Origin of the sequence: Rhodococcus triatomae (assembly GCF_014217785.1) — a bacterium.
GTDB lineage: Bacteria > Actinomycetota > Actinomycetes > Mycobacteriales > Mycobacteriaceae > Rhodococcus_F > Rhodococcus_F triatomae.
The window spans coordinates 3,924,388-3,941,574 of record NZ_CP048814.1; the positions used below are offsets into that span (position 1 = coordinate 3,924,388).

The 17,187-nt window shown below is 69.7% G+C and carries 16 protein-coding genes; 10 read left to right on the forward strand and 6 right to left on the reverse strand.

Annotated features, from left to right (window positions below; genetic code table 11):
* The first annotated feature begins 20 nt into the window (after window positions 1–20).
* Window positions 21–509 (forward strand): GNAT family N-acetyltransferase, encoded by a 489-nt coding sequence (locus G4H71_RS18685; protein ID WP_072740190.1) that lies wholly within the window; start codon window positions 21–23, stop codon window positions 507–509.
* Between the two features lie 10 nt (window positions 510–519).
* Here the strand turns inward: G4H71_RS18685 and G4H71_RS18690 are convergent, their stop codons facing one another.
* The gene (locus tag G4H71_RS18690; RefSeq protein ID WP_072740186.1) at window positions 520–1,170 is read right to left on the reverse strand and encodes an ACT domain-containing protein; all 651 of its coding nucleotides are present in this window, start codon (window positions 1,168–1,170) and stop codon (window positions 520–522) included.
* Window positions 1,171–1,348: 178 nt separating this feature from the next.
* Between G4H71_RS18690 and gatC the strand changes: the two genes are divergently transcribed.
* Window positions 1,349–1,648, forward strand: coding sequence for an Asp-tRNA(Asn)/Glu-tRNA(Gln) amidotransferase subunit GatC (gene gatC / locus G4H71_RS18695; RefSeq protein WP_072740185.1), 300 nt, complete (start codon window positions 1,349–1,351; stop codon window positions 1,646–1,648).
* Window positions 1,645–3,126 (forward strand): Asp-tRNA(Asn)/Glu-tRNA(Gln) amidotransferase subunit GatA, encoded by a 1,482-nt coding sequence (gatA, locus tag G4H71_RS18700; protein WP_072740184.1) that lies wholly within the window; start codon window positions 1,645–1,647, stop codon window positions 3,124–3,126. Before gatC ends, gatA begins: the two co-directional genes overlap by 4 nt.
* Here the strand turns inward: gatA and G4H71_RS18705 are convergent.
* Together G4H71_RS18705 and G4H71_RS18710 are read right to left on the reverse strand one after the other, a co-directional pair.
* Window positions 3,069–4,592 carry an alpha/beta-hydrolase family protein gene (locus G4H71_RS18705; protein WP_072740183.1) on the reverse strand — a complete coding sequence of 508 codons (1,524 nt, stop codon included), beginning with the start codon at window positions 4,590–4,592 and terminating at the stop codon, window positions 3,069–3,071. The two genes, gatA and G4H71_RS18705, sit on opposite strands and share 58 nt — an antisense overlap.
* Window positions 4,589–5,266 (reverse strand): hypothetical protein, encoded by a 678-nt coding sequence (locus G4H71_RS18710; RefSeq protein WP_072740182.1) that lies wholly within the window; start codon window positions 5,264–5,266, stop codon window positions 4,589–4,591. The genes G4H71_RS18705 and G4H71_RS18710 overlap by 4 nt, the downstream gene beginning before the upstream one ends.
* Before the next feature lie 165 nt (window positions 5,267–5,431).
* Between G4H71_RS18710 and G4H71_RS18715 the strand changes: the two genes are divergently transcribed.
* The 4 genes from G4H71_RS18715 (at window position 5,432) to gatB (ending at window position 9,983) form a co-directional block, all read left to right on the forward strand.
* Complete coding sequence (locus G4H71_RS18715) at window positions 5,432–6,604, forward strand: sensor histidine kinase (protein ID WP_246442000.1); 1,173 nt, start codon at window positions 5,432–5,434, stop codon at window positions 6,602–6,604.
* A gap of 9 nt (window positions 6,605–6,613) precedes the next feature.
* Window positions 6,614–7,276 carry a response regulator gene (locus tag G4H71_RS18720; RefSeq protein WP_072740181.1) on the forward strand — a complete coding sequence of 221 codons (663 nt, stop codon included), beginning with the start codon at window positions 6,614–6,616 and terminating at the stop codon, window positions 7,274–7,276.
* A gap of 109 nt (window positions 7,277–7,385) precedes the next feature.
* A complete protein-coding gene (locus tag G4H71_RS18725) occupies window positions 7,386–8,417 on the forward strand; it encodes an ATP-dependent 6-phosphofructokinase (RefSeq protein ID WP_072740180.1) in 1,032 nt (343 codons plus the stop codon).
* Window positions 8,418–8,474: 57 nt separating this feature from the next.
* Window positions 8,475–9,983 (forward strand): Asp-tRNA(Asn)/Glu-tRNA(Gln) amidotransferase subunit GatB, encoded by a 1,509-nt coding sequence (gene gatB, locus G4H71_RS18730; protein ID WP_072740179.1) that lies wholly within the window; start codon window positions 8,475–8,477, stop codon window positions 9,981–9,983.
* 49 nt (window positions 9,984–10,032) lie between these two features.
* On the opposite strand, the gene G4H71_RS18735 is transcribed toward gatB, so the two are convergent.
* On the reverse strand, window positions 10,033–11,160 hold the full coding sequence (locus G4H71_RS18735) for a PQQ-dependent sugar dehydrogenase (RefSeq protein WP_072740178.1): 1,128 nt from the start codon (window positions 11,158–11,160) through the stop codon (window positions 10,033–10,035).
* A gap of 88 nt (window positions 11,161–11,248) precedes the next feature.
* On the opposite strand from G4H71_RS18735, the gene G4H71_RS18740 reads away from it, so the two are divergent.
* Window positions 11,249–12,028: a DoxX family protein gene (locus G4H71_RS18740; protein WP_072740177.1), complete on the forward strand. Its 780-nt coding sequence runs from the start codon at window positions 11,249–11,251 to the stop codon at window positions 12,026–12,028.
* Between the two features lie 44 nt (window positions 12,029–12,072).
* On the opposite strand, the gene ilvD is transcribed toward G4H71_RS18740, so the two are convergent.
* Both ilvD and G4H71_RS18750 read right to left on the reverse strand, forming a co-directional pair.
* Window positions 12,073–13,914: a dihydroxy-acid dehydratase gene (gene ilvD / locus G4H71_RS18745; RefSeq protein WP_072740176.1), complete on the reverse strand. Its 1,842-nt coding sequence runs from the start codon at window positions 13,912–13,914 to the stop codon at window positions 12,073–12,075.
* Between the two features lie 53 nt (window positions 13,915–13,967).
* Entirely contained in the window at window positions 13,968–14,438 is a 471-nt protein-coding gene (locus G4H71_RS18750; RefSeq protein ID WP_246441985.1) for a PH domain-containing protein, read from the reverse strand.
* 258 nt (window positions 14,439–14,696) lie between these two features.
* On the opposite strand from G4H71_RS18750, the gene G4H71_RS18755 reads away from it, so the two are divergent.
* Both G4H71_RS18755 and ilvN read left to right on the forward strand, forming a co-directional pair.
* The gene (locus G4H71_RS18755; RefSeq protein ID WP_072740174.1) at window positions 14,697–16,661 is read left to right on the forward strand and encodes an acetolactate synthase large subunit; all 1,965 of its coding nucleotides are present in this window, start codon (window positions 14,697–14,699) and stop codon (window positions 16,659–16,661) included.
* Entirely contained in the window at window positions 16,658–17,161 is a 504-nt protein-coding gene (gene ilvN / locus G4H71_RS18760; protein WP_072740173.1) for an acetolactate synthase small subunit, read from the forward strand. Before G4H71_RS18755 ends, ilvN begins: the two co-directional genes overlap by 4 nt.
* The last annotated feature ends 26 nt before the right edge of the window (window positions 17,162–17,187 follow it).

Consider the following 17,187-nt stretch of genomic DNA (forward strand, 5'->3'; position numbering starts at 1 on the left):
GTCCTGTCATCATGCACGTCATGATCGATATTCGGGACGCCGTGCCGGAGGACTACGAGACGGTCGCGGACCTGACCGTGATCGCCTACATCGGCGGCGGCTTCGTCGACGCGCACAGCCCGTACGCGGTGCGACTACGTGACACCGCCTCCCGCGCGGAGAAGGCGCGGGTGCGGGTGGCGGAGATGAACGGCGAGGTCGTCGGGTCGGTGACGCTCGCCGAACCCGCCACGCCGTATGCAGACGTGGCGCAGGACGGCGAGCTCGAGTTCCGGATGCTGGCCGTGACCCCGGACGCCCGGGGCTGCGGGGTCGGTTCGGCGCTGGTGCGCGACGTCCTCGACATCGCGTACGACCAGGGCTGCCGTGCGGTCGTCATGTCCACCCAGGCGGATATGGCCGATGCCCGTCGGATCTACGAGCGGAACGGGTTCGTCCCGGCACCGGAACGGAACTGGTCTCCGCCGTCCGGCGAGGAATTGACCGTGCTGGTCCGCGAGATCGTGTGAGCGGCCCCGGTCACCCCAGGACGGTTCCCACGATCCCGGCCAGATAGCCGAGGCGGGCGATCTCGGACGGCCGGAACTCCGGCCCGCCGGGCCGGCCCAGCATCAGGACCTGCCCCGAGGAGCCGACGGGAGCGGCCGCGAGCGTGGTGTTCATGTCCTGCCACACCTGCGGAACCCAGTCGGCGTCCCCGTCGAGGGCCGTGGCCTTCTCGAGCGGCATCCACGGCACGTGCGTGGCGTGGGTCTCCGGGGCGCCGGCACTGCCCACCACGCGGTACGCCCCGCGGCCACCGAGGGCGACGATCGTCGACCATCCCACGCGCAGGACACGGGGTGCGCCGTCGACGAGGACCTGCAGACGGTCGTCCGCGGCGGTGGCGACCTGGTCGATGAGTTCGAGTTCGCGATGGGTGTCGAGGATTCCGGCGTACGGGCGGATCGAATCGACGCGGACGTCCGGGAGATTCTCCGCAGCGGTGATCAACGTGTCCGGAAGCGAACCCGGTTCGACGTCCACGACCAGGTCGTCGATCGCGAACCCTGCGCCCCGCTCCACGACGTCGAGCGACAGGATGTCCGCACCGACCGATCCGAGCGCCACGGCGAGAGAGCCGAGACTGCCCGGGCGGTCCGGTAGCTGGACGCGAAGCAGATACGACACGTCGTCCCTTTCACCAGCACACGGGGAGACCCGACTGTGCCCCCGTCCTCAGCGACCATACTTACACCCTCGAGACCCGGGCTGCGCGGCGAGCCGGACCGCGACTGCACGGGTGCCGCCGCGACGTTCTAGGCTGGAGCGGACGTTTTCCTCCCACCGATGCGAAAGGGGCAGCCCGGTGCCTGCCATCTCCCGTGACGAGGTCGCGCACCTCGCGCGGCTGTCTCGCCTGGCGCTGACCGATGCCGAGCTCGACGAGTTCGCCGGTCAGCTCGATTCGATCCTGAGCCACGTGAAGGTGGTCACCGAGGTCGCCACCGGCGACGTGACCCCGATGGCGAACCCGAACGCCGTCACCAACGTCACGCGTCCGGACGTCGTCGTGCCGGGCCTGACTCCCGAGCAGGCCCTGTCCGGGGCGCCTGCCGTCGAGCAGGACCGGTTCGCGGTCCCGCAGATCCTGGGAGAGGCCGAATGAGCACCGATCTGACCCGTCTCGACGCGGCCGTCCTGGCTGAGAAGATCCACAGTCGCGAGGTCTCCGCGGTCGAGGTCACCGAGGCCCACGTGCAGCGCATCGCCGAGGTCGACGGAGCGCTCAACGCATTCCTGCACGTGGCGGGCGAGTCGGCGCTCGTCACGGCCAAGGAGGTCGACAGCTCGCTCGATGCCGGGAACGCACCGGCCTCGGCGCTGGCCGGGGTGCCGCTCGCGCTCAAGGACATCTTCACCACCACGGACATGCCGACGACGTGTGCCTCGAAGATTCTCGAAGGATGGGTCGCCCCGTACGACGCGACGCTCACCGTGAAGCTGCGCGAGGCCGGTATCCCGATCCTCGGGAAGACCAACCTCGACGAGTTCGCGATGGGATCGTCCACGGAGAACTCGGCGTACGGCCCGACCCGCAACCCGTGGGACACCACCCGGATTCCGGGCGGCTCCGGCGGTGGCAGCGCCGCGGCGCTCGCCTCGCACCAGGCCCCGCTCGCGATCGGCACCGACACGGGCGGGTCCATCCGGCAGCCCGCGGCGGTCACCGCGACGGTCGGTACCAAGCCCACCTACGGGACGGTGTCGCGCTTCGGGCTGGTGGCCTGCGCGTCGTCGCTGGATCAGGGTGGTCCGTGTGCCCGCACGGTGCTGGACACCGCGTTGCTGCACGAGGTCATCGCCGGCCACGACCCACGGGACTCGACCTCCATCGACGTGCCGGTGCGACCGGTGGTCGAGGCCGCCCGTCAGGGCGCGACCGGGGACCTGAAGGGGGTGCGCGTCGGTGTCGTCAAGGAATTGCACTCCGACAAGTACCAGGCCGGGGTCCTGTCGTCGTTCGATGCCGCTGTCGCTCAGCTCACCGAGCTGGGGGCGGAGGTCGTCGAGGTCTCGTGCCCGAGCTTCGATTACGCGCTCGCCTCGTACTACCTGATCCTGCCGAGCGAGGTGTCGTCGAACCTCGCTCGTTTCGATGCGATGCGGTACGGACTACGGGTCGACGAGCCGGGCATGAGCGCCGACCAGGTCATGGCGGCCACCCGCGAAGCGGGATTCGGACCGGAGGTCAAGCGCCGCATCATGATCGGCACGTACGCGCTGTCCGCCGGATACTACGACGCGTACTACGGCCAGGCGCTCAAGGTGCGCAGCCTGATCGCGCAGGACTTCGACCGCGCCTACGAACAGGTCGACGTCCTGGTGTCGCCGACCAGCCCGTTCACGCCCTGGAAGCTCGGGGAGAAGGTCGACGATCCGCTGGCGATGTACCTGTCCGATCTCTGCACGCTGCCGACGAACCTCGCCGGCCACTGCGCGATGTCGGTGCCCTCGGGGCTGTCCGAGGACGACGGCCTGCCGGTGGGACTGCAGATCCTCGCTCCGGCCCTGGCCGACGAGCGGCTCTACCGGGTGGGTGCGGCGTTCGAGGCCGCCCGCGGACCGATCGGGTTGCCTGCCTGAACCTCGGCTCCGCCCGGAGCCGCTGCGGGATTCGTGTCGGCGCAGACGGGGAGCTCGGTGCCCTGGTCGCTGCCGTACCGGTGCCCGTGGCCGGCGGGCACCGACAGCGCGGTCGCCAGGTCGAGGCTGGTCTGGAGGAAACTGATCCCGGGGATCCAGGAGGGCCGGGGCGCGTCCGTCCGGGTTCCCGTGAGATCCGGTGCGCGCCAGAGGAGCTGGGGCGACCAGTGCACCACGGGGTCGGAAGAGTTGGCGAGTACCGTCGCGTCCGGCGTGCGGACGGATCCGGCCGGCGGACCGGCCCACAGTGCGCCACAGACCAGTTCGTTCACGTCCCGGCCGTCGGAGACGGCATCGTCCGCCGAGCCGTCGAAGACGGCGTCGTCCGCCGAGCCGTCGAAGACGGCGTTGCCGCCGACGGCTCCGAGGCTCTGGCCGTACACGTACAGGTCCGGCCGGTCGCCCGCGGGCAGGGTTCCGATGTGTGTGGCCACGGCATGGAACAGGGCTCGCGCCGAGGTGTCGGCCGCGGAGCGGTCGAACAGGAAGGTGACCCAGCTCGGTGCCACCGAGTACTGCATGCCGACGATCGCGACGTCCCCGGCGAAGCGCTCCTCGAACCCGGACGCGGCGTTCGCGTCGATCCAGCCGGATCCGGTCGGTACGGCCACCACCACGGCAGAGCGATCGAACCCGCCTGCGCGACTCAGTTCCGCCACGGCGAGCGCGGCGCGTTCGTCGACGTCGGGTGCCGATTCGAGACCGACATAGGTGCGTACCGCGGTATCGCCGTCGCTGACGAATCGGCGGCCCTGGGTGCCGAGCGATTCCCAGCTGACCCGGGATTCCGACGCGCCGGACAGGGTTGCCGACGCCGGCCGCGGCAGTGAGAGGTCGACGACCGAGTTCGCGGCACCGTAGGAGCGGGTGAACTGGTCCCACACCATCGGGCCGACGAACAGTTGGATCGTCACCGCGGAGACGGCGAGAGCGCTCGCGGAGCCCAGCGGTCCGAGGTGCCGGGCGACCCGGGCGACCCCCAGTCCCGTCGCACGCAGCGCCACGAACGTCGTGGCGGCGACCGCCGTCACGGTGAGCCAGTGCGCCGGCCCGGTGACCGGCAGGCCCATCGCCTGCCGGATGCCGTCCTGCCAGTGATCGGCGGCGAGGAGTATCGGACCGACACCCGCAGCCGCGGCGAGCAGAGCCAGCACCCGCGTGGACTGCCGCGAGCGTGGCAGCCACCCGATCCGCCGGGTCACCGGCCGGGTGGCGGCCAACGGAAGCAGCACCAGCGCGGCGAGAGCCCCGGTGAACAATCCCTGCAGGACCGGTCCGCGCGGCAGCAGTCCGGGAGCGAGGGAGGCGGCGACGGCGAGGAGCACGACGACGGTCGTCCCGGCGCGCGGCAGTCGTACGGACGCGGCAGCGCTGTGCGGAAGTCGCGCGGCCGGCTGCGCGGTCACGCCGTCACCGCCGCTGCGGAGTAGGACGCGGGAACGGCCTGCGGACGCCGTCGCCCGAGAGCGCCTCGGAGGGCGATCACCCCGAGAGCGGCCGCTCCACCGCCGAGCACGACCGCCGTGCCGGTCTCGTCGACCGGGGTGACGTAACCCTGCCGCCACGAGTTGCCACCGACCGCGGTGATCGCGACGTCCGCCATCGCCGAGCAGAAGGCCCGTGATCGTGGATCGGCGCGGACCTCGCAGGCAGCGTGCATGTCGGCGTCGAGCCGCTCGTCCAGGCTGCGCCTCGCCCACGGGCCGAGTTCGCCGCCGGATTCGCGCGCATAGCGCAGCAGGTCGTAGCCGAGGTCGTGGACCTTGCAGGCCGTGTCGAACTCGCCGGGAAGCGGTACCGGAGAGGAGCAGTCGCCGTACGGGTTGGCGAGCGTGCCGTCCACGGTGCGGGGGCGATAACCCATCACCGCGGCGAAGTCGCCGGGCACCGCGTCGGCGGCACGGCTGTCCCCGGCCGCGAGCGCCTGCACTGCCTGGGCAGCGGCCGGGTTTTCCCCTTCTCCGGCTGCAGCTCCGGCCCCGGTGTCCGCACCCGCCGCCGTTCCGCCGGCGACGACCGTTGCCGCTCCGAGTACCGCAAGCGCCGTCGCTGCTCTTCTCCACACTCTCCCCGTTGTCATGGATTCGACGCTAGAAACGCCCGGTACCTCCCCACATCACCCGCGGGAGCGGTTCCGCGGCACCGTGCCGGGGGCAGGCGGACGGGTCTCTGATACCTGGGTGGCAGGGCAAGTTCACCCGTGGGTATGAGGACGCGCAGCGGCTGGACTTCCTAGGGTCGAGGCGTGAAGAAGTATGTGCGAAGCGCCGCGCGGTCACTGTCGGTGTCGCAGTGGGTCAACATCGTCATCCTGCTCGTCACCGCGATCCTGTACGCGGTGGCGTGGCCGACCCTGCACGTCACCCACGAGGTTCCCGCGCCGGTGCAGCCGATCGTCGGCGCGCTGGCGGCGTGGCCGTTCATCCTCATCCGCGCGAATCCGGCTCTCGGGTGGGCGATATCGGCGGTGGCCGCGCTGGTGATCCCACGAGTGTTCGAGCACGTCCCCGGATCCGACTATCACTACCCGTGGCAGGTCGTGCACATCATCGTGATCATGTGCCTGCTGGCGGCCGTCGCGTTGCGCGCCGCCGTCCCGATCGTCGCGGTGGCATGGGCGTCGACCGTGTTGCTCTTCTTCGCGGACACGCCGGGTGAGGACGGGCGGGGATGGGCCGTGGGACTCACCGCCCTGGTCGCGTTCTGTCTGCTGATCCGGTGGCTGGTGCTCTCGCGGCGTCAGCTCGCCCGCAAGGAGGAGGAGAACGAACTCGAGCGAGCGCGCAGGACGATTCTCGAGGAGCGCACCCGCATCGCTCGCGACCTGCACGACGTGGTCGCCCATCACATGTCGATGGTCGTGGTGCAGGCCCAGAGCGCGCCGTACCGGATTCCCGACGTGTCCGACGAGGTCCGTGCCGAGTTCGAATCGATCGGTGCGTCGGGCCGTGCCGCGCTCAACGAGATTCGCGGAATGCTCGGTGTGCTGCGCAGCGACGGTCAGCTCGCGGAGCATGCACCGCAGCCCGGACTCGGGCAGGTCGACGAACTGTTCGAGGCGACCCGCAGAGCCGGGATACCGTTGCAGGTCAGCGTCACCGGTGATCCCGTCGGCCTCTCGGAGGCGACCGGTCTGGTGGTGTACCGGATCCTGCAGGAATCTCTGGCCAATGCCGCCCGTCATGCGCCGGGTGCGCAGATCGTCGTCGACGTCTCCTACACGGACCCGGTGTCCGTCATCGTCGCGAACGGTCCGTCGCCGAGTTCGCATCCGCCGGCGCATCCGGAGTCTGCGGGCGGACACGGCATCGTCGGTATGCGCGAGCGCGCTCGCGCCGTCGGTGCGCTGTTCTCCGCCGGTCCGGACGGCAAGGGGGGCTTCATGGTCCGCGCAGAGTTTCCCGGACTCTCCGCCTAGGCTGGGGCGGTGGCGATCACCGTTTTCATCGCAGACGACCAGGCGATGGTCCGGCAGGGCTTCGGGGCCCTGCTGGCCGCGCAGCCGGACATCACCGTCATCGGGGACGCGCCGGACGGCCGGAGCGCGGTCCGCGAGGTCGAGCGGTTGCGCCCGGATGTCGTCCTCATGGATGTGCGGATGCCGGAGCTCAACGGGCTCGATGCCGCTCGGGAGATCCTCGCCTCCCGGTTCGATCCACCGGTACGGGTCCTGATGCTCACCACCTTCGACATCGACGACTACGTGTACGAGGCGCTGTCGATCGGTGCCAGCGGGTTCATGCTCAAGGATGCGCCTGCGGAGGAACTGATCCGGGCGGTGCACGTCGTCGCGGACGGGGAGGCTCTGCTCGCGCCGACGGTCACGCGCCGTCTGATCGCGCAGGTCACGGCGCGGCGGACGCCGGCACGGCGCGAGCCCGCGGCGCTGGGCGCCCTGACGCCCCGGGAACGGGAAGTGCTCGAGCTGATCGCGCGGGGGCTGTCGAACACCGAGATCGCCGAACATCTGTTCGTCGCCGAGCAGACGGTGAAGACTCACGTGGGCAAGGTGTTGTCGAAACTCGGACTGCGCGATCGGGCACAGGCGGTCGTGCTGGCGTACGAGTCGGGTGTCGTCACGCCCGGGTAGACCGTCGAGCTCGTCGCGCGGCGGGAACGGCCGCCAGGCGATACGTTCGAGACAGCGGCCGGGTCGGGTCGCGGCAACTGGACACGACGTGCGGACGGCGGGTACCCGAATGCGTATAGGAATCCTCACCGGTGGCGGCGACTGCCCGGGCCTGAACGCGGTGATCCGCGCGGTGGTGCGGACCGCGGAGGGGCGGTACGGAAGCACGGTCGTCGGCTTCCGCGACGGCTGGCGCGGTCTGCTCGAGGATCGCAAGATCAAACTCGCCGACGACGAGCGCACCGATCGGATCCTCACCCGTGGCGGCACGATCCTCGGCACGGCGCGGGTCAACCCCGACAAGCTGCGCGCCGGGCTCGATCAGATCCGTCGGACGCTCGACGACAACGGGATCGAGGCACTCGTCCCGATCGGCGGCGAGGGGACCCTGACCGCGGCGAACTGGCTGTCCGAAGCCGGGGTCCCGGTGGTCGGTGTCCCGAAGACGATCGACAACGACATCGACTGCACCGACGTGACGTTCGGATTCGACACCGCACTGTCGGTGGCCTCCGACGCGATCGACCGGTTGCACACCACCGCGGAGTCGCACCAGCGCGTGATGCTGGTGGAGGTGATGGGGCGGCACGCCGGGTGGATCGCGCTGGGTTCCGGGCTCGCAACGGGCGCGCACCTGACGTTGGTGCCCGAGGTCCCGTTCGATGTCGGCGAGGTCTGCGACATGATCAAGAAGCGGTTCCAGCGCGGCGATTCCCACTTCATCTGCGTCGTCGCCGAGGGCGCGACTCCGATCCCCGAATCCATGACGCTGCGTGAGGGCGGCATCGACGAGTTCGGTCACAAGATCTTCACCGGCGTCGCCCAGCAACTCGGCGAGGAGATCGCGCGGCGGATCGGCAAGGAAACCCGGACGACTGTGCTCGGGCACGTGCAGCGCGGCGGCACACCCACCCCGCACGACCGGGTGCTGGCGACGCGGTTCGGGGTGCATGCCGCGGACGCCGTTCACCGGGGCGACTTCGGTCAGATGGTGGCCCTGCACGGGACGGCGATCGAGCTGGTCTCCCTCGCGGACGCCACCCGCCGTCTCAAGACGGTGCCGCCGGAGCGATACGCCGAGGCCGCTGCGTTCTTCGGCTGAGCGTCCGGTCGAAGACCGCACCGACCGCGCCCGACGGGACCGCCTAAAATCATCGACATGACTGCCCTGGATGCACCGGCCCTCCTCGCCTACGACGATGTGCTCGCCACATACGAGCCGGTACTCGGCATGGAGGTGCACGTCGAACTGGGCACTGGCACCAAGATGTTCTGCGGATGCCCGACGGCGTTCGGCGCCGAGCCCAACACGCAGGTGTGCCCGGTGTGCCTCGGTCTCCCCGGCTCGCTGCCGGTGGTCAACGAGGCTGCCGTGGAGTCGGCGATCCGGATCGGGCTCGCGCTGAACTGTTCGATCACCCCGTGGGGCAGGTTCGCGCGCAAGAACTACTTCTACCCCGACCAGCCGAAGAACTACCAGATCTCGCAGTACGACGAGCCGATCGCCACCGACGGCCACCTCGACGTGGTTCTAGACGACGGCACCACCTGGCGGGTGGAGATCGAGCGCGCCCACATGGAAGAGGACACCGGAAAGTCGCTGCACGTCGGTGGCGCCACCGGACGGATCCACGGCGCGAGTCACTCGCTGCTCGACTACAACCGGGCCGGGGTACCGCTGGTGGAGATCGTCACCCGGCCGATCACCGGTGCCGGTGCCCGCGCTCCCGAGGTGGCCCGCGCCTACGTGACGGCCCTGCGCGACCTGCTGAAGGCGCTCGACGTGTCCGATGTGCGGATGGACCAGGGCTCGCTGCGCTGTGACGCGAACGTCTCGCTCATGCCGATCGGCGCCGACGTGTTCGGTACCCGGACCGAGACGAAGAACGTCAACTCGCTCAAGAGCGTGGAGGTCGCCGTCCGCTACGAGATGTGCCGGCAGGGCGCGGTGCTCGAGGCCGGTGGCGAGATCGTGCAGGAGACCCGGCACTTCCACGAGTCGGACGGCACGACGTCCCCGGGCCGCCGCAAGGAGACCGCGGAGGACTACCGGTACTTCCCGGAGCCCGATCTGGAGCCCGTGGCACCGAGTGAGGAACTCGTCGAACGGCTCCGGGGGACTCTCCCGGAACTCCCGTGGCTGCGTCGCGCCAGGATCCAGGCCGAGTGGGAGGTCTCCGACGAGGTCATGCGGGATCTGGTCAACGCCGGCGCCCTCGACCTCGTCATCGCGACCGTCGACGCCGGTGCACCGTCCGCCGCCGCTCGCTCGTGGTGGGTGTCCTACCTCGCCCAGCAGGCGAACACCCGCGGCGTCGAACTCGCCGATCTGCCCATCACCCCGGCCCAGGTGGCCAAGGTGATCGAGTTCGTCGAGAACGGCACGCTGAACAACAAGGTGGCGCGCCAACTGGTCGATCACGTGCTCGCGGGCGAGGGGGAGCCGGAGGAGATCGTCGTCGCGCGCGAGATGGTCGTCGAGCGGGACGACTCCAAGCTTCAGGCAGAGGTCGACAAGGCACTCGAAGCCAATCCGGACATCGCCGAGAAGATCCGGTCCGGCAAGGTCGCGGCGGCGGGCAAGATCGTCGGTGACGTGATGAAGGCGACGCGCGGTCAGGCGGACCCGGCCCGGGTCAAGGAACTCGTCCTGCAGGCCTGCAGCTGAGACGGCCCGCCCGGCTCCGCGTGAGGGGGAGCCGGCCGGGCCGCGGCGGTCAGTCCGCGCTGCCTCCGCCGGCGGGCATGGGCATCTTGACGACCCTGTCGTCGGTGGGCGTGGGCGCACCGTCGGTCTTGTTCGCGGTGCTCGCCCAGACGTGGCCGTCGGGGGCGATCGCGGCGCCCTCGAGGCGTCCGTAGCGATCCTGTGCGAGCTGCGCCGGTGCGGCGGTCACCGCTCCCGACCCCGGATCGGCGGTGAGCGCGGTCATGGCCTGGCCGGCGGACAGGGACACGGCGACGACGTCCTCGGCCGCCACGCACCCACCGACGCCGGGCCGGTCCTGCCAGGTCCACACCGTGGCGGGCAGGCCGCCCTCGGCCGGTATCCGCTGCAGCCGGTCCTCGAGCGCCGTGCGATCGGTCATCCACACCGCGATCCCGGGATCGACACAGAGTCCGCCCGCGTTGCCGATGCCGGATGCGACGACCTCGGGTGCGGGGGCGCCTCCCGGATCGAACGAGCGCAGACGCAGCAGTTTTCCCGCGAGCGACCCCGGGTCGGCCGCCGCCGCCGGATTACCGGTGTCGCCGGTCAGCACCATCAGCTCGTGCGGGGAGGCGAACTCGAGGGCTCCACGGTTTCCGTTGGCGCCCTTGGGTATTCCGCCGAGTACGACCTTGGGGGTGTCGCCGGGGGCGATGCGCACCACGCGATTGTCCGAGCCGGTGGTGACGTAGGCGTAGAGCAGATTGTCCTCGACGAAGCTCGGCGAGAGCGCGATGTCGAGTAGTCCGCCGTCCGAGCCGCCGTCGACGTCCACTCGTGCGATCTCACGGGGTTCCTGCTCGGGCCGCACTTCGAGGATGCGGCCGGTGCGCCGTTCGGCGACGAGCGCGCTCTGGGCGTCGGGCAGGACGACCAGGCCACCGGTGGTGTCGAGGCACGTCGCCACGACACTCGGGTCCGGGTCGTCGCAGGGACCCAGCGGACCCGGCGGAGGCGGTGGTGCCGACGTGTCCGGCGTGGGCGCCTCGGGACGGACGTCCGCTCCGGACTGCGGGGACGGCTCGGGAGTGAAGGGAGAGGACGTCGAATCGTCGAACCGGGCACACCCCGCGACCAGCACCGCCGCTGCGCACACCGCCACCAGGGGCGCCCACCGTTTCCCGACCGCTTTCATGGTGCAGACGTTACGTAACGATTCGTCGTCACCGCCACGCCGGGCGTATTTGACGAGGTAGCACCCGGCGGAGGCCTACCCTGAGGAGGTGAGTGACGAGCGGAACGAACGGCCGAACAGCCCGGAGCCCGGGCTCAGTCCCTTCGACGATCAGCCGACGGAGAACCTGTCCGCCGGTTACACCGACGACCTGACCCGCCCTCTGGCCGACCCGGGGCCCACGGCCGACGATCTGGCCGCGCCCACCGAACGGATCTCGACGTACGACCAGATCGCGCCCCCACCGGTCGTGCCTCCCGTCGCGGCCCAGGAGCCGCCGGCTGCGGCGCCGGTGGAGGAGCCGCGTGCGCGGCGCGGCACTCTCGACCTCGGGCTGCTCGTGCTCCGGGTGGTCGTCGGGGTGACGCTCCTGGTCCACGGTCTGCAGAAACTCACCGGCGTCTGGAACGGGCCCGGCCTCGGCGGATTCGAGGACACCCTGGTCGAGGCAGGTTTCGACCAGGCCCGGCTGTTGGCGATCCTGGGCGCGGTCGGCGAGGTCGCGGCCGGGTCGCTGCTGGTACTCGGGCTGCTGACTCCGTGGGCCGCGGCCGCCGCACTCGCGATCATGATCAACGCGTGGGCATTTCGTCAGGCTGCCGAGCCCGGACTCGCGTATTTCGCTCCCGACGGCGTCGAGTACGAGACGCTCCTCGGGGTGTGTGCCGCGGTGATCGTGCTCACCGGCCCCGGACGTATCGCGATCGACGGTCGCCGTGGATGGGCGACCAGACCGCGAGTCGGTTCCCTCGTCGTCCTCCTGCTGGGAATCGCGGCAGGCGTCTGTGTCTGGATCTTCCTCAACGGGACGAACCCGCTCGTCCGCTGACCGCGCTCCCTGGGGATTGGCGGGCGGAACGAGAGCGGGTGTCGTCAGGGGACGTAGCGGACGGCGCCCTTGTCGGCGGATGTCGCGAGGGCGGCGTAGGCACGCAGGGCCGTGGTCACCGTGCGCTGGCGGTCCACCGGCTGCCACGGACGCTCCGACGCCTCCATCTTCGCGCGGCGCTCGGCGAGGACGGCGTCGTCGACGAGGACCTCGAGAGTGCGCGTCGCGACATCGATGCGGATCTGGTCGCCGTTCTCGATCAGGCCGATCACGCCGCCACTCGCCGCCTCGGGCGAGACGTGGCCGATCGACAATCCGGACGTGCCGCCGGAGAACCGGCCGTCGGTGACGAGCGCGCACTTCTTGCCCAGCCCGGCACCCTTGAGGAATGCGGTGGGATGGAGCATCTCCTGCATGCCCGGGCCACCCGACGGGCCCTCGTAGCGGACGACGACGACGTCACCGGCCTGCACCTTCTTGCCGAGGATGACCGAGACCGCCTCTTCCTGGGATTCGACGACCAGCGCCGGACCCTGGAAGGAGAACAGGTCCTCGTCGATTCCGGCCGTCTTGAGGATCGCGCCGTCGGGTGCGATGTTGCCACGCAGCACGCACAGGCCACCCTCCACCGTGTACGCGTGCTCGAGGTCGCGGATGCATCCGCCCTCGGCGTCGGTGTCCAGGGACGACCATCGATTCTCCGTGGAGAACGGCTCGGTGGTGCGCACCCCTCCCGGCGCAGCATGGAAGAGCTCGAACGCCTCCTCGGATGCCTTGCCGGAACGGATGTCCCAGGTGTCGAGCCACTCGCCGAAGTCCTTGGTGTGCACCGTGTGCACGTCCTCCTCGAGTAGGCCCGCACGGCGCAGCTCACCGAGGATGGCGGGGATTCCGCCGGCCCGGTGCACGTCCTCCATGTGGTAGTCCGAGTTGGGGGAGACCTTGGACAGGCACGGGACGCGCCGGCTGATCTCGTCGATGGTCTCGAGATCGAAGTCCACCTCGCCCTCCTGGGCGGCGGCGAGGGTGTGCAGGACGGTGTTGGTGGACCCGCCCATCGCGACGTCGAGTGCCATCGCGTTCCGGAAAGCCTTGGCGGACGCGATGTTGCGGGGGAGGACGGACTCGTCCTCGTCGCGGTAGTAGCGCAGCGCGGCGTCCACCACGGTCGTGCCCGCGCGGGTGAACAGGGCGCGCCGGGCCTCGTGGGTGGCGAGCGTGGAGCCGTTGCCGGGCAGCGACAGTCCGAGTGCCTCGGTGAGGCAGTTCATCGAGTTCGCGGTGAACATGCCCGAGCACGATCCACAGGTCGGACAGGCGCTGCGCTCGACCTCGTCGAGTCCCGCATCGCTGACCGCGTCGTTCGCGCTGGCCGAGATCGCGGTGACGAGGTCGGTGGGAGCCTGGGCCACGCCGCCCACCACCACGGCCTTCCCGGCTTCCATCGGGCCACCCGAGACGAAGACGGCCGGGATGTTCAGGCGCATGGCGGCGTTGAGCATTCCGGGCGTGATCTTGTCGCAGTTCGAGATGCACACCAGGGCATCCGCCGTATGGGCGTTGGCCATGTATTCCACCGAGTCCGCGATGATCTCGCGGCTGGGCAGTGAGTAGAGCATGCCGCCGTGGCCCATCGCGATGCCGTCGTCGACCGCGATGGTGTGGAACTCGCGGGGGACACCGCCGGCTGCACGAACCGCGTCCGCGACGATGTCGCCGACGTTCTTCAGGTGGACGTGGCCGGGTACGAACTGGGTGTAGGAGTTCGCGATGGCGACGATCGGCTTCCCGAAGTCGGAGTCGGTCATTCCGGTTGCGCGCCAGAGCGCGCGGGCGCCGGCGGCATTGCGGCCGGCGGTGGTGGTGCGTGACCTCAACGGGGGCATGGATGGCTTCCTTGATGGGCTGGTGGGACTGCTTATCTCACGCTACTCGCGTGTCAGCGGTCGTCTTCGGCGGGCTGGTGCTCCTCCGCCTCGGCCGCCGCCGCGTAGGGGTCCGGGATCCGCCCGTCGCTGGCGAGGGACAGCACCGGAAGGTGGGCGAAGGTGACGACCGGGAGCACCGTCTCGCCGCCGTCGGTGAGTTCCGCGCGTGCCCACCCGCGGTTCGTGAAACGCACACCCTTGATGCGGTCCCAGTCGAGGTGGGTGGATCCGAACAGGCGGCGGGTGTCCACTCCGTCGGGTCCGACGGTGGTGCGTACGCGCGCCACCCAGATCACCGCGACGATCGGTGCGAGCAGCAGCCATCCCCAGACGGCGGGTGCGGCGAACACCGGAAAGGTCACCGCGAACAGCAGAAACGCGCATCCGATGTACGAGAGCGGCGATATCCGGATGACCTGCCGCGACGACAGGGCGGTGTGGGATGATGACTGTGGTGGCACGGGCTGCTGCGAAGTGGACACCTCTCCATCTTCGCATTGCAGCCGACGCATCTCATATTCTGGGACGGCCAACTCACCAAGTTGACTGTTCGCTATCCACGCGCCTACCGTCGAGCGCGTGAAACAGAATGGGTTGCTCGTAATCGGCCGGCGCGTCGTCGCCTGAGTCGATACCTTCAACTCGCCAGATCGACGCGCCACCCTCGTACAGCTGCTGCTGACGGGGGTTTTTTGTTGCCCGGAGTCAGAACGCATGCCCGAACGCCCGAAGGAATTCCAGTGAGCGCACCCACCGCACGGCCTCAGCCCACGCCGCGCAAGTCGACGCAGTCGGGTTCACAGCCCGGCGCCGCGGGGAAGTCGGGCCCCACGCCCGGCACCGCCGCGCAGACCGGTAGCCGCCGTCCCCTCGCCCCCGAGCGAGTCACCGGCGCCCAGTCCGTCGTTCGAGCCCTCGAGGAGCTCGAGGTCGACACGGTATTCGGCATTCCGGGCGGTGCCGTGCTCCCTGTCTACGACCCGCTCTTCGACTCGAAGAAGGTGCGCCACGTGCTGGTGCGTCACGAACAGGGAGCCGGCCACGCCGCCACCGGATACGCGCAGGCCACCGGCAAGGTCGGCGTCTGTATGGCGACGTCCGGTCCCGGTGCGACCAACCTGGTGACGCCCCTCGCCGACGCCCAGATGGACTCGGTCCCGGTGGTCGCGATCACCGGCCAGGTCGGCCGCGGCCTGATCGGCACCGACGCCTTCCAGGAAGCGGACATCTCCGGCATCACCATGCCGATCACCAAGCACAACTTCCTGGTCACGGACGGCGCCGACATCCCGCGTGTGCTCGCCGAGGCGTTCTACCTCGCCTCGAGCGGCCGTCCGGGCGCGGTCCTCGTCGACATCCCCAAGGACGTCCTGCAGGCCCAGACCAGCTTCTCGTGGCCGCCGGAGATGCACCTGCCCGGCTACCGGCCGGTCACCCGGCCGCACGGCAAGCAGGTCCGCGAGGCGGCCCGCCTGATCGCCGAGTCGAGTCGGCCCGTGCTGTACGTCGGCGGCGGCGTCATCAAGGCGGAAGCGTCCGCGGAACTGCTCGAGCTCGCCGAACTCACCGGGATCCCGGTCGTGACCACCCTGATGGCACGCGGCGCGTTCCCCGACACCCACAACCTCAACTGCGGCATGCCCGGTATGCACGGCACCGTCGCCGCGGTCGCCGCCCTGCAGCGCAGCGACCTGCTGGTCACGCTGGGCGCGCGGTTCGACGACCGGGTCACCGGTCAGCTGGACTCGTTCGCGCCCGATGCCAAGGTCATCCATGCGGACATCGACCCGGCCGAGATCGGCAAGAACCGCTACGCGGATGTCCCGATCGTCGGCGACTGCAAGGAGGTCATCTCCGAACTGGTCGAGGCGATCAAGGCGGACCGCGCCACCGGCAGCGAGCTCGTCCTCACCGAGTGGTGGTCCTACCTGGACGACATCCGCCGTACCTACCCGCTCAGCTACGACCGCCCCTCGGACGGGTCGCTGTCGCCGGAGTACGTGATCCAGTCGGTCGGCAAGCTGGCCGGTCCCGACGCGATCTACTGCGCGGGTGTCGGTCAGCACCAGATGTGGGCCGCGCAGTTCGTCGAGTACGAGAAGCCACGGACCTGGCTCAACTCGGGTGGTCTGGGAACCATGGGTTACGCGGTTCCCGCGGCCATGGGCGCCAAGATGGGTATGCCGGACTCCGAGGTGTGGGCAATCGACGGCGACGGCTGCTTCCAGATGACCAACCAGGAGCTCGCGACGTGCGCCGTCGAGGGTGTGCCGATCAAGGTCGCGCTCATCAACAACGGCAACCTCGGCATGGTCCGGCAGTGGCAGACCCTGTTCTACGACGAGCGGTACTCCAACACGAACCTCGGCACACACGGTGCGATCCGCATCCCGGACTTCGTGAAGCTCGCCGAGGCTCTCGGCTGCCACGGCATCCGCGTCGAACGCGAGGAGGACGTCGAGGCGGCGATCCGCGAGGCGCAGTCGATCAACGACCGCCCGGTGGTCATCGACTTCATCGTCGGTGCCGACGCCCAGGTGTGGCCCATGGTGGCTGCGGGCACCAGTAACGACCAGATCATGGCGGCGCGGGGAATCCGGCCGTTGTTCGACGACGACGAGGCGGCGGCGGAGCCGGCCGTCATCCACGAGGCGATGGAACGCGAGCAGCAGGCGGCCGCCGCTGCAGGAGAGGACGATCAGTGAGCACGAGCCACACCCTCAGTGTGCTTGTCGAAGACAAACCAGGCGTGCTGGCCAGGGTCGCGGCGCTGTTCTCGCGTCGTGGTTTCAACATCGAGTCCCTCGCCGTGGGGGGTACGGAGATCCCCGAGATCTCCCGCATGACCATCGTCGTCACCGTCGACGAGTTCCCGCTCGAGCAGGTGACCAAGCAGCTCAACAAGCTCGTCAACGTCATCAAGATCGTCGAGCAGGAGGGTGACGCATCCGTCGCCCGTGAGCTGATCCTGATCAAGGTGCGTGCCGACGCGAGCGTGCGGACCCAGGTGATCGAAACCGTGAACCTGTTCCGTGCCAAGGTGATCGACGTGGCGCCCGAGTCGGTGACGGTCGAGGCGACCGGTACCCGGTCGAAGCTCGACGCCCTGTTGCGGATGCTCGACCCCTATGGCGTCCGCGAGATCGTCCAGTCCGGTGTCGTGGCCGTCGGGCGAGGCCCGAAGTCCATCACCGCGACCCGCTAGTACTTCAGATTCCCAATATTTCGAGG

What these genes read in the sequence shown, in the direction of transcription:
- G4H71_RS18685 (WP_072740190.1), top strand. Translation starts at nt 21, where the DNA reads ATGATCGATATTCGGGACGCCGTGCCGGAGGACTACGAGACGGTCGCG.
- gatA (WP_072740184.1), top strand. Translation starts at nt 1,645, where the DNA reads ATGAGCACCGATCTGACCCGTCTCGACGCGGCCGTCCTGGCTGAGAAG.
- G4H71_RS18735 (WP_072740178.1), bottom strand. Translation starts at nt 11,160, where the DNA reads ATGAAAGCGGTCGGGAAACGGTGGGCGCCCCTGGTGGCGGTGTGCGCA.
- ilvD (WP_072740176.1), bottom strand. Translation starts at nt 13,914, where the DNA reads ATGCCCCCGTTGAGGTCACGCACCACCACCGCCGGCCGCAATGCCGCC.
- gatB (WP_072740179.1), top strand. Translation starts at nt 8,475, where the DNA reads ATGACTGCCCTGGATGCACCGGCCCTCCTCGCCTACGACGATGTGCTC.
- G4H71_RS18725 (WP_072740180.1), top strand. Translation starts at nt 7,386, where the DNA reads ATGCGTATAGGAATCCTCACCGGTGGCGGCGACTGCCCGGGCCTGAAC.
- G4H71_RS18710 (WP_072740182.1), bottom strand. Translation starts at nt 5,266, where the DNA reads ATGACAACGGGGAGAGTGTGGAGAAGAGCAGCGACGGCGCTTGCGGTA.